Raw genomic sequence first — 11,111 nt, 5'->3', positions numbered from 1 at the left:
TGTTGGATACTTTTTTCTCATCTTTACCCCGTACTAAAATTTCAGATATTATAGCCTTTTACTTGTTTCCGGACAACCTCTAATATCAATTCTTGCTCCTTTTTCTATGAGAAATTCTACAGATGGTAAATGTCCTTCCTTGGCAGCATAGTAGACTGATCTGTAGTTTTAGAATTATTAATAAATGATTCTTGTTGTTGCTTTTCTATTAGAAGCTTTACAATTCCTAGATATCCTTTATTGGTAGCATAATGCAAAGGAGTCCAATTGTTTTTACCTTTTGTACCAACTTCTACTCCCTGATTAAGAGAAAACTTTACAATATCAATATTTCAAAAATCAGCTGCAATATGAATAGGCTTGTTTTCGTCATTAGTTTTAGTGTTAAAACTTACACCTTTATTATTTACTAAAAATTTTGTTACTTCTAAGCTATCAAACTTAGCTGGATGATGCAAAGCCATCTTGACCAAAAAATCATTCCCCTATCTCGTTCTTATCATTATGCCTTATACCCTGTATTACACCTTCAGATATAGTCATTTCTAACCTCCAACATCCTTGCTAATAAACCCTCACTAAAACTGCCGAAAAGACTTTATAAGTTAATATTCTAAATCTCAATATTTTATGGTGCAGGTTTTTATTTTTAAAACATTATACTTTGTGTAGGGTATAACTACACGCATCAAAGTGAAAGAAAATCAAAAGCAAAATGATGAAGAAAATGAAAGTTTAAGTTTTCTTCAACGATTCAAGGAGAGAATTTATGCTTTAAAGCCTGTATTAGCAAGAGCCTTAATCACTAAATGAACAATGTCACGCAGAGTTTCATCCTCAATTTTTCTATATTCCCTCACTAGCCTTGATATTTCTTCGCTGCCTACATCGCTATGGAAGGCCTTATCATGTAAGTCTTCAGAGGCTTTGGTAAAAAAATACGACATATCAACCGATAGTACTTCTGCTAATTTATATAACCTATCAACTACAAGCCTAATCTCTCCGCTTTCATATCCTTGTACATGCTGAAATGAAATTTCAAGCTTTTTTCCTAAGTCTCTTTGACTAAAACCACACATTAGCCTTCTTTTCCTTATTCTTTCCCCTATTTGTTTATCGATAGGATGTTGTATAGTCATTTTACGTATCAGATAATATTAACTATGTATTATCACTTTGAGAAAAAGATTTTACCAATATATAAACTGCACTACGTAACCTTTTGCTCTTAATTTCGTTATATCCTTTGACTAACTTTAGTATTTCTTCATCATAAGCTTCATGTGAGTCAGTATGCATATCAGTAAAAAAGTTAGCAACATCTATCGATAGTGCTTTTGCTAAATCATATAATCTACTGGCCAAAACACAATTTGAACCATTTTCGTACTTTTGTATCTGTCTATACGAAACACCTATTCTCTTTCCCAATTCGGTCTGTGTCAAAGCACGATCTAACCTAAGTTGTTTTATTTTTTTACCTAATTGCACTTTTCACCTCTTATTCAAATTTACAACAAATTTTATGAAGTGGAAAAAAAGCTAGCAAAGTAATTGCTTTAATAATTTCTGCCTCTCGCTAATTAAATCGTTTGGCCTTACGTATTTTTTCTCAATTTCCCTCATCTCTTTTTCTCGTTCTGCAATGCTATTTCGTATTACTTCAGCCGAATATCTGCTTTTGCCACATGCAAACTCTGATCTTAATCTTCTAACCTTATATTCGAGCTCAGCAAATCTTTCATGCTGCTCAAGAAGCTCTATCATGTGTTTGATTTCAGAATTTAGCTTTTTTTCCTCAACATCTCTCACAATAAAAGAAAGCAGAAGCTTATCTATTTGGTAATCAATATTTGGTTGAGTAGCAAATAGATTGATCATAGCTTTTACATCAGTAGGATTTGCAACTAATAAGCTAAAATTACTACATAAAAAACTATAGAACTTTATCGTCTTCACAAGATAATTTTTCATATCTTGTGATAATTGCAATTCTTTGTGAATTCCTGACAGCAATATTTTCAATTCTTCCAAGTATTCTACATCAAAATTACCTACTTCTGTAGGTAAAAGGATCATTAGCAGCTTTTTTACAAGCTCAACATCATTTGATTTTACTGCATTATAAAGAGCTTTATCCTTATCTTCTTTTAAATCATAAAGCTCTGACGAGTTATCTATGCTGAATAGATATTCAGTATTTCCCTGAGGAGAGTAGATTAAAATGTCCACTTCTCTTAGCGGGTGGTCATCATTAAACTTTTCTAGTAACTGCTTATCGGTGGTTTCCTCTATTGCTACAGCAGCTTTACTGATCTTTTTCAGTTCAGAAACATTATCTCTTGAATTTTCAAGTATGTCTTTAGCCTTGTCTAGCAGCTGCTCATATAGAATTATTTTTTCTTCATTATCAAGTAGCTGACAATGCTTCTTCAACTTTTCAGTGGAGTAAGACAAGAGATCCATTTCTTTCAGTTTTACAATCACAATACCCAACTTTGATTGAAATTGAAATAATTTTTACAAGATGTGTTTTTCTAGTGTAAATGCCCGCAAAACTTGTTATTATAACATACAGTAAATCAATAAGTCGTATAATATTAACAATTAAATAATATTTATCACGATATGATCGAATAGTAATGAAATTAAGTGAGGGTTACAATGAAAAAAATAAATGGTAAAAAATTGTCTAGTAAAATGTTAAAAGCGGTAGAGCGAATAGCAAAAGAAGGGTTATTACCTAATTTTATAAAAGCTGCTCCAACAGCGAATAAAAAGATTAGTAAATTACCTGTCTTAACATATCCTGAGGAGCTCAATCCATTTCGATCAGCTTTATGCAGGATAAGACTAAGTGAATATGAAAATATGAAACTAAATGAATTCCTGGAAAAAGCTATTGCAGCTAAAAATATAAACGAGTTAAGTAAAGTTATCGATGAAGCTTTGGACTTAGGAATAAGAATAAATGCTGCCAATGAAGATGGCTTTGGCTTCGCTAACGTTACAATGTTTAAGATGTATCGTGATGAATTCAAAGGGAATAAACAAGAGGATATAATCAGGAAGTTAGCATTAAATGGAGCAGATTTTAATGTACAAGTTGATAAGAAAATAACTGAAATTCATCAAAAGGTGCAAAAAGAAATTGAGCCACAAATATATAGTAGGCTCACAAAACTCAGGGAAGTTGGAGAGAACGCTACTATAGAAGGAACTGTTGAAAATGTAGAAATCGATAATAAGACCTTCTATATGGAATTTTCACATAGCTGCATAGTTGATGTTGCTAAAGTTGTAGAAGGTGCAAAAAATTTGGGCTTAAGTAAAGGAGACTTAAACCTTGGTGGCAATATTATAAAAATAGGTGATGGTGAAGTTGAAGTTGAAGTCAAAACTGGGAAAGGCGGTGAAAGAGACTACGTGGATATATCGGATAACAGTGCTTTTGCAGTCACATTTTATACTAGCCTAGGAGAGCTAAATTTAATGGTATACCATGACACAGCAGACTATAATCAAGTACAAATTGAGGTAGAAGATGAAGAAATGTGGAACGAGTTGCAAGAAATAGGAGAAATCGTAGGAAAGGGTTGTTTATTTGGTGGAATGTCTGTTAAAGAAGCAGTAGAAAAAGGCTGTTTTACTAGATGTGGAAGGTGGGGCGACCAAAATTCTAAAAGTAGTGAGACCTTTTCTTGGGTGAATAAATTAAAAGACAACAAAACGACATCCGTAGGACGTTCTTGATTGGAGACAAGTGGCTATGTTTCACATAGCCACTTGTCTATCAGAAATAAATAGTAAACAATTTAACTATTACAAAGTAAAGTAGTTTTTAAAACTTAATCAAATTTACCATAAATAATTTACTTTAATTAGTATTGCTTGTAGAAGTGTTTTATATTATAAAAAATACCTGAACTTTAAAATTTGTACTATTTGTTAGCAAGAGCCTTTATCACTGAATGCACAATATCACGCAATGTTTCATCTTTAATTTTTCTATATTCTCTTACTAATCTTGATATTTCTTCGCTACCTACATCACTATGGAAGGCCTTATCACGTAAGTCTTCAGAGGTTTTAGTAAAAAAATATGACATATCAACTGACAAAGCTTCTGCCAAATTATATAATCTATCAACTACAAGCCTTACCTCTCCAGTTTCATATCCTTGTATATGCTGAAATGAAATTTCAAGCTTTTTTCCTAAGTCTCTTTGGCTAAAACCACACATTAGCCTTCTTTTCCTTATTCTTTCACCTATTTGCTTATCGATAGGATGTTGTATAGTCATTTTACGTATCAGATAATATACTTTGAGAAAAAGATTTTACCAATATATAAACTACACTACGTAACCTTTTGCTCTTAATTTCATTGTATCCTTTAACTAATTTTAATATCTCCTCATCATAAGCTTCATGTGAGTCGTCATGCACATCAGTAAAAAAATCAGCAACATCAATCGATAGGGCTTTTGCTAAGTCATATAGTCTACTAGCTAAAATGCAATTTGAACCATTTTCGTACCTTTGTATCTGTCTATATGAAACACCTATTCTTTTTCCTAATTCAGTTTGTGTCAAACCACAGTATAACCTAAGCTCTTTTATTTTTTTGCCTAATTCCACCTTTCATTACTAATTTTAGCTGTTCAAGCTTATATTGAATTTTTTAATTTATAAAGTGAAAAAAAGAAGGAAAGTTGGAGAACTTTCCTTCCGGTCTACAGATTACAATAAACCACTGTCATAAAAACTAAAGTGGCTTTTCTGTGTTACGATTATATGATCTATTAATTTCATTCCTACATTTTCACAGGTTGCAGCTAATGTAAGTGTGTTATCCTCATCCTCCTTTGAAGGTTCTATATCTCCACTTGGATGATTGTGTGAAATTGCAACAGATGCTGCATCAATCAGTAATCCCTGTTTTATTATTTCCCTGACATACAGAGGTACTCTGTCTATAGTTCCACAGTCTTGAATATACTCATATATTAAATGATCACTTCGATCTAAGTATATTACTCGTAAGCTTTCCTTTCGTGACTGCCCTATTGCTGCTTTAAAGTATTTTAGTAGCTCTTCTCTATTATCAAGAATTGACAATTTTTTTAACTTACCTTTCAGTATCCTATCAAAAATCTCTTTCAGACAAAAGATACTTGCTATTGCTCCATCGTTCATTCCTGTAACATTTTTTAGCTCATAAAAATCAGCATTAATTACCCTTCCTAAACTACTAAAGAGCTCCATTAGCCTTTTAGCGACTTCTCTTCCTTCTGCACACGCAGATAGATTACGTTCCAGTAGCTCATGGTCAAGTAAAGACCTACCTCTACTTGATAGAATACGAGTTTCTAATTTCTCTTTTCTCTCACTATTATTCATAAAAACCTCCAAGATCAACATTATATACAAATTCAGCGCCAGCTTTCTGACGCAGTAGTTCTCGAGGAATAACCCTTTTGAACTCTAAATTTGCAATGTTGTCCTTGTTGCTCAGACACTGGGATCCAGTTTTCTTTACAAATTCATCAAAAGTGCTTCATTCTATAACGCAAAACCCATACTCACCAAACCCAATGCATTACTTGCAATTAAATTTCCTGGATTCCAGTGTCTGGGCACTGGGATGACGTTATACGGTTCTTGGATGCAAAGAAGAGTGAGAAAAACTCTATAGTTAGCAAACTTTCAATCAGAAACAGCCAAAGATCTCTCTAAGATGTCAGTTTCTTTTGTATCTTCAACTTTACCGTCCTGGTCGAATGAAATTTGCAGAGACTTACTACTATACTTCCTTTTTCCTAAAAAGTTGGCTTGTTTAATTTTATATGAGACATAGTACCAAACATTGTCATCGAACTTTGATACTAATGTTGGTGATCCTAAAGTGTGAACCACTTTTTCTTTATCGTCACCTACTTTTATCTTGCTCCATAATTCAACACTAATGCCAGGAGCTCCGTGATTGTGAATAGTGTGAGTGCAGCTCACTGTAAATAATAAAATAAAAGATATTAATACTCGCATCTCTGTTGATAAATTACTTGAAGCTATAATACACTAATAAATTATCTGCCGTCAAATTTCAAAAAAGTTAAATTGACTGATTCTCAATATCACTTAATATAATATTTACTTTAGAAAATAATAGGTGTCTTATGTCATTGTTAGAAGCAGATCCAATATACAAACCTTTTAATTACCCTTGGGCGTATGATGCGTGGCTGCAGCAACAAAGAATCCATTGGATACCTGAGGAAGTTCCGCTTGCTGATGACGTAAAGGATTGGAAAACTAAACTTTCAAACGTAGAGAAAAATCTACTAACTCAGATTTTTAGATTCTTTACTCAGGCAGACATTGAAGTAAATAACTGCTACATGAGGCATTATTCAAATATATTTAAGCCAACAGAAATATGCATGATGCTTGCAAGCTTTTCCAATATGGAAACTATACACATTGCAGCTTATTCTTATCTTTTAGACACAATTGGCATGCCAGAAAGCGAGTATCAAGCATTCTTAAAGTATGATGCTATGAGAAAGAAGTATGAGTATATGCTAGAATTTGAGGAAAGCAAAAAACATGATAAAAAACATGTAGCTAAAACCCTAGCAGTGTTTGGTGCATTTACCGAGGGGTTGCAGTTATTCGCATCGTTTGCAATTTTGCTCAATTTCCAACGCTTTGGAAAAATGAAAGGAATGGGGCAGATAATCGCCTGGTCAGCCCGTGATGAAACTTTGCACACCAATTCAATTATTATGTTATTTAATACATTTATTAAAGAGAATAATGAAATTTGGAACGATGAGTTTAAAGAGGAATTATATTCTGCATGCCGCACTATTGTTGAGCTTGAGGATGAGTTTATAAAGCTTGCTTTTAATTTCGGAGACGTTGAAGGACTATCTGCAGAAGAAGTGCGCAATTACATACGCTACGTAGCAAACAGACGGTTAATGCAATTAGGTCTTGAGTCCATATATGATGTTAATGATAATCCTATTCCGTGGCTTGATGAAATACTAAATGGCGTGGAACATACGAATTTCTTTGAAAATAGAGTAACAGAGTATAGCCGTGCAGCAACTCAAGGCACATGGGAGGAGGCTTTTACTGAAAACGACACGAATAATAAGTGAGTGCTAATTTCACTCTTCTTTGTCATTCCAGTGTCAGCTACTTTCATTACACCATTTGCTGTGCAGTTTAGACAGTTTTGCTTTACTTAACAACTAACTTACCATATATATGTCCATAGGACATTGGTATATAAGAACGTGCTACAACTATTAATCTTACTCACGGTCATCACTTCAGTTGCATTCTTTGGTCATTTAGTTCCAATGGAAGCAAAAACCTTCTTGTACTCAACGAGCCTGAGTATAAAAGAGGTTTTGCTATTTATAATGCCTTTTATTATTTTTGCGTTAATCTTTAGCAGTGTTAACAATCTTAAGCAGTCAGCTATAAAGTTCATATTGTTACTTATTATAATGATCTTCTTGTCAAATCTGGCTTCAAGTTTAATAGCTTATTCTGTTGGGCATTTTATCATACAAAACACTCATTCAATACAAGATATAACGTATGAAGAAACAATTGTTCCCTTATGGTCGTTTAGACTGCCTGCATTGCTTTCTAATTTTTATGCCCTTGCTTGTGGATTTGTGTCCAGCATAGTAGTGTCCACACTGCTACCCAAGAAAAGCAAAGAGCTTTCGAACAAAATGTTAGATTTAACTCTCTTTATTTTGAAGACGTTTTTGACGCCGATTATTCCAATATTTGTACTTGGGCTTGCTTTAAAAATGCAGCATGATCAAGTTTTATCTATAATATTTAAGGATTACTCAATAATTTTCATTATTATAGCATCTGCAACCTACCTTTATGTTTTCCTCTTATATGGAGCAGCAAATTCATTCAAGATCACAAGCTGGATAGCTAGTATAGGCAATATGATACCGGCATTTATTACTGCGATGAGCACAATGTCTAGTAATGCAACTATGCCTCTTAGTCTTGAAGGAAGCAAAAAAAATGTAAAGCAACCTGACATAGCATCGTCTGTTGTGCCAATAACTGCTAGCTTTCATTTAGTAGGTGATTGCTTTTTTATCATAATATTATCAATGATAATTGCCTCCGGTTATTCATTGTGCACAACAGACTATGTAACTTTCCTTCTCTATTTTTTGTTATTTAAGTTTGCTATCGTTGCAGTGCCGGCAGGAGGAATTATGGTAATGCTACCTATTCTTGAGAAATACCTCAAATTTTCTCCAGAAATGCTTTCGTTAATCACAGCATTGTATATAGTGTTTGATCCAATAATCACTTCAGCAAATGTTATGGGTAATGGTGCCTTTACTATGATATTTTCAAAACTCTATGATAAGCTTAAGTAATGTCTATTTTAGCGATTGATACTGTAGGTATTGGTAGTTCAATAGCAATAGTTGATTATGATGGTAACTGTTTTGTAGAGCGCAATTTCACCAGCAATCGTCATGCAGAATCATTTTTTCAAATACTAAGTACTTTGTTTGATAAGCACAACTATAATTATGATAAAATAGATCATTTGGCGGTAGTAGTTGGACCAGGAAGTTTCACTGGAATTAGAGTTGGTATATCAGCTGCACAAGGTATAAATCTTGCTACAAATAAGCCGTTATACGGAGTTAGTGCGCTGGAAGTTCAAGCCTACGCAATATCTTTGCTTTGTGCAAATAGCAAAAAAAATATCAGAGCTATAATCAAAAATGCTCAAGGGTTTTATACGCAGTTATTTGATTTCAATTTATTGCCGCTATCTGGTCCAACTGCAGTACGTGACCCTGGTCACGCTACAAGCAGTACACATATGGATTGCAATTTAAATGCTAGCCATGCAGGACTATTAGTTCATTATAGACTGAAGAACAAGCAAAAATTAAAAGAAGTTGAAGCTCTATATTTAAATGAGCCTCAGTATATGAAATCATTATAAACTATTCTTTTGCGTACATGCTAATTTGGCTAAGCTTGTGCATCTGGTTTACTATCTCTTGAGCTACTTCTTTTATACTCATATCTGAATTTTCTATCTCTATAGCACTCGGTGGTGTAAATAAATTGTTAATCCTACATTGCTCTATCATGCTATTTACATTAATCACCTTCCTATTTTTTCTTTGCCTTTTTAATGCAATACGCTTTTGTAATGTCGGTAGATCACACCTAAGTACCACAGGAAGGATTTCTGTGTTCATTTTTTTACTAAGCCTTACTATTGAATCATACATCCTCATGTTCTGATCATTATTTTCCATCAACTCATCAATAAATATGTAATTTTTTGAGTGAATCGGATAATTTTCTATTACCTGAAGCATAATTTGCATAATGCCATATATTCTATCTTGAACTTCTTTAGGTATTTGATCACGTTCAAAGACACCATCGTATATAGAGCAAGCTTGAACATTGTTATAGAACTTACTATTTACAATTAATGCGTTTATCATATTAGATAATTCTATTGCTGTGGAAAGTTTACCACTTCCCGAAAGACCAGAGAGAGATATGAAAAATCCTGCTGGCTGTTTTTTTGTGTTAATATTTACCATATTATTTTCAATCTTGAAACTTACATTTATAATAACATAAAAATGAAGCTTTAAAACATATGAAATATTATATAGAAAATTATTTTTGTAGTTAAGATATTATGTAATTTAAAAACATAAATTCTGTATATAAACTCTATAATAACGATAACTATTTTTAAGCAAGCTACAACACAAAAGTGTTTGGTATTCAGAAAGCAAGACAGAGTGGCATAGACTTATTAGTTTACTACAAGTCTCTTTTCGCGTATAAACCTTCAGAAGATTCTAACAGAGGATTGTGTTGTTAACAAAGAGCAGAGTAAAAAGGGATCTAGTCTATGCCTATCAGATTTTGTCCTACCTTAAGTTCGATGATCATACATATACTCACCTTTCAGTGCGTTCTGAAGATCAAAAGTCGTTTTATATTTATCCGTTTGGTATGCGTTTTGATGAAGTAGATGAACGTTCGTTAATGAAAGTATCATTTGATGGAGATGTAATTGAAGGCAAAGAATATCAATATAATAGAACTGGCTATATAATTCATGGTTTTGTTTATCAAGCAAGGAAAGATATTCAAGCAATTTTTCACTTGCATACACCTTCTATTGTAGCGGTTTCTTCTCTCAAAGATGGGCTGCTTCCTATAAGTCAATGGGCACTGCACTTTTACAATAAAATCTCTTACCATAATTATAATTCCCTAGCACTTAGCGATACAGAAGGAAAGAGGTTAATAGCTGATCTGAAAGAAAATTTTGTCATGTTAATGCGTAATCATGGATCTATAACGTGTGGTCGGACTATACAAGAAGCAATGTTTTACACGTATCATTTAGAACAAGCGTGCAAAACTCAATGTTTAACGTTAGCAATGAATAAGGAGTTATCAATTCCAAGTGAAGAAATTTGCTTAAAAGCTGTAAAGGATCTCCTATCTTTTGAAAGCAATCTTGGTGAGAGGGATTGGCACGCATGGGTTAGACTAATTAAAAGTAAGTTGTAAGAGACTTTCGCACTACTATCTGTCATCCAAGTAGCGCCTTCTCCCGTCATCCAAGTAGCTGACACTGGTTCCTTTATGACGGTTGTAAGTTGGAAATGTGATATAAAAGAAGCAAGAAGGAAGATAACTCTATAAAAATGTGATTATCGCAGGCTTGAGCGACCGTAAGACGGTAGTATTATAACATACGTAGATATCAAGGTCTATTCTTCGAGACGTTTGAATAGTTGCTTGGGACATATATATGCACCCGTTTACAATCTTAAATTTTAACTTAAACTCTCGAGGTTTTTTATGGTTACATCTTATCAAAATTTTATTGGCATTGATATCGGAAAACTTGAATTTGTTACTGCAGTTAATGAACAAAAAGGTGTCATCAAATTTGACCTTACCCAGAAAAAGTAGAGAGAAAGTTAAGACGTTTTTGGAGTAAAATAAAACGTTTTTTCAAAATATGACAAATAGAAGAGAAT

The 11,111-nt window shown here is 33.2% G+C and carries 16 protein-coding genes and 2 pseudogenes; 7 read left to right on the top strand and 11 right to left on the bottom strand.

Annotated features, from left to right (window positions below; genetic code table 11):
- Positions 1 to 48: 48 nt before the first annotated feature.
- From BA053_RS08580 to BA053_RS03440, 6 genes and pseudogenes are all read right to left on the bottom strand, one after another.
- Positions 49 to 141, bottom strand: a pseudogene (locus tag BA053_RS08580) (hypothetical protein); the annotation flags it as partial.
- The gene (locus BA053_RS08575; protein WP_353273299.1) at positions 117 to 323 is read right to left on the bottom strand and encodes an ankyrin repeat domain-containing protein; all 207 of its coding nucleotides are present in this window, start codon (positions 321 to 323) and stop codon (positions 117 to 119) included. The gene BA053_RS08575 and the pseudogene BA053_RS08580, both read right to left, overlap by 25 nt.
- A gap of 9 nt (positions 324 to 332) precedes the next feature.
- Positions 333 to 464 carry an ankyrin repeat domain-containing protein gene (locus BA053_RS07855; RefSeq protein ID WP_265017781.1) on the bottom strand — a complete coding sequence of 44 codons (132 nt, stop codon included), beginning with the start codon at positions 462 to 464 and terminating at the stop codon, positions 333 to 335.
- 303 nt (positions 465 to 767) lie between these two features.
- Entirely contained in the window at positions 768 to 1,142 is a 375-nt protein-coding gene (locus BA053_RS03450) for a helix-turn-helix domain-containing protein (RefSeq protein ID WP_007549999.1), read from the bottom strand.
- A 22-nt stretch (positions 1,143 to 1,164) separates the two neighbouring features.
- Positions 1,165 to 1,494, bottom strand: coding sequence for a helix-turn-helix domain-containing protein (locus tag BA053_RS03445; RefSeq protein ID WP_007549995.1), 330 nt, complete (start codon positions 1,492 to 1,494; stop codon positions 1,165 to 1,167).
- Between the two features lie 51 nt (positions 1,495 to 1,545).
- Complete coding sequence (locus tag BA053_RS03440) at positions 1,546 to 2,490, bottom strand: hypothetical protein (RefSeq protein ID WP_245611053.1); 945 nt, start codon at positions 2,488 to 2,490, stop codon at positions 1,546 to 1,548.
- Positions 2,491 to 2,667: 177 nt separating this feature from the next.
- Here BA053_RS03440 and BA053_RS03435 point away from each other — a divergent pair, with 177 nt between their 5' ends.
- The gene (locus BA053_RS03435; RefSeq protein ID WP_065106758.1) at positions 2,668 to 3,756 is read left to right on the top strand and encodes a hypothetical protein; all 1,089 of its coding nucleotides are present in this window, start codon (positions 2,668 to 2,670) and stop codon (positions 3,754 to 3,756) included.
- A 188-nt stretch (positions 3,757 to 3,944) separates the two neighbouring features.
- On the opposite strand, the gene BA053_RS03430 is transcribed toward BA053_RS03435, so the two are convergent.
- The 3 genes from BA053_RS03430 to BA053_RS03420 form a co-directional block, all read right to left on the bottom strand.
- Positions 3,945 to 4,307: a helix-turn-helix domain-containing protein gene (locus BA053_RS03430; RefSeq protein ID WP_065094947.1), complete on the bottom strand. Its 363-nt coding sequence runs from the start codon at positions 4,305 to 4,307 to the stop codon at positions 3,945 to 3,947.
- 1 nt (position 4,308) lies between these two features.
- Positions 4,309 to 4,644, bottom strand: coding sequence for a helix-turn-helix domain-containing protein (locus tag BA053_RS03425; RefSeq protein ID WP_065094946.1), 336 nt, complete (start codon positions 4,642 to 4,644; stop codon positions 4,309 to 4,311).
- Positions 4,645 to 4,746: 102 nt separating this feature from the next.
- On the bottom strand, positions 4,747 to 5,406 hold the full coding sequence (locus BA053_RS03420) for a JAB domain-containing protein (RefSeq protein WP_065094945.1): 660 nt from the start codon (positions 5,404 to 5,406) through the stop codon (positions 4,747 to 4,749).
- 77 nt (positions 5,407 to 5,483) lie between these two features.
- Between BA053_RS03420 and BA053_RS07275 the strand changes: the two genes are divergently transcribed.
- Complete coding sequence (locus BA053_RS07275) at positions 5,484 to 5,654, top strand: hypothetical protein (protein ID WP_156518036.1); 171 nt, start codon at positions 5,484 to 5,486, stop codon at positions 5,652 to 5,654.
- Positions 5,655 to 5,712: 58 nt separating this feature from the next.
- Here BA053_RS07275 and BA053_RS03415 read toward each other — a convergent pair whose 3' ends face one another.
- Complete coding sequence (locus BA053_RS03415; protein ID WP_006279908.1) at positions 5,713 to 6,051, bottom strand: outer membrane protein assembly factor BamE; 339 nt, start codon at positions 6,049 to 6,051, stop codon at positions 5,713 to 5,715.
- 131 nt (positions 6,052 to 6,182) lie between these two features.
- Here BA053_RS03415 and BA053_RS03410 point away from each other — a divergent pair, with 131 nt between their 5' ends.
- From BA053_RS03410 to tsaB, 3 genes are all read left to right on the top strand, one after another.
- Positions 6,183 to 7,172 (top strand): ribonucleotide-diphosphate reductase subunit beta, encoded by a 990-nt coding sequence (locus BA053_RS03410; protein ID WP_065094944.1) that lies wholly within the window; start codon positions 6,183 to 6,185, stop codon positions 7,170 to 7,172.
- Between the two features lie 138 nt (positions 7,173 to 7,310).
- Positions 7,311 to 8,441 (top strand): cation:dicarboxylate symporter family transporter, encoded by a 1,131-nt coding sequence (locus BA053_RS03405; protein WP_049973631.1) that lies wholly within the window; start codon positions 7,311 to 7,313, stop codon positions 8,439 to 8,441.
- On the top strand, positions 8,441 to 9,025 hold the full coding sequence (gene tsaB, locus BA053_RS03400) for a tRNA (adenosine(37)-N6)-threonylcarbamoyltransferase complex dimerization subunit type 1 TsaB (protein ID WP_065094943.1): 585 nt from the start codon (positions 8,441 to 8,443) through the stop codon (positions 9,023 to 9,025). The genes BA053_RS03405 and tsaB overlap by 1 nt, the downstream gene beginning before the upstream one ends.
- A gap of 1 nt (position 9,026) precedes the next feature.
- Here the strand turns inward: tsaB and BA053_RS03395 are convergent, their stop codons facing one another.
- The gene (locus tag BA053_RS03395) at positions 9,027 to 9,644 is read right to left on the bottom strand and encodes a DEAD/DEAH box helicase family protein (RefSeq protein WP_065094942.1); all 618 of its coding nucleotides are present in this window, start codon (positions 9,642 to 9,644) and stop codon (positions 9,027 to 9,029) included.
- Between the two features lie 280 nt (positions 9,645 to 9,924).
- Between BA053_RS03395 and BA053_RS03390 the strand changes: the two genes are divergently transcribed.
- Both BA053_RS03390 and BA053_RS08010 read left to right on the top strand, forming a co-directional pair.
- Positions 9,925 to 10,635 (top strand): class II aldolase/adducin family protein, encoded by a 711-nt coding sequence (locus tag BA053_RS03390; protein WP_065106757.1) that lies wholly within the window; start codon positions 9,925 to 9,927, stop codon positions 10,633 to 10,635.
- A 294-nt stretch (positions 10,636 to 10,929) separates the two neighbouring features.
- Positions 10,930 to 11,025: pseudogene (locus BA053_RS08010) on the top strand (IS110 family transposase); the annotation flags it as partial.
- Positions 11,026 to 11,111 lie beyond the last annotated feature (86 nt).

The sequence above is a fragment of the Wolbachia endosymbiont of Nomada ferruginata genome (assembly GCF_001675785.1).
Taxonomy (GTDB): Bacteria; Pseudomonadota; Alphaproteobacteria; order Rickettsiales; family Anaplasmataceae; genus Wolbachia; species Wolbachia pipientis.
Note: the sequence above shows the minus strand (reverse complement) of the source record. Positions and strands in the feature narration are given on the sequence as shown.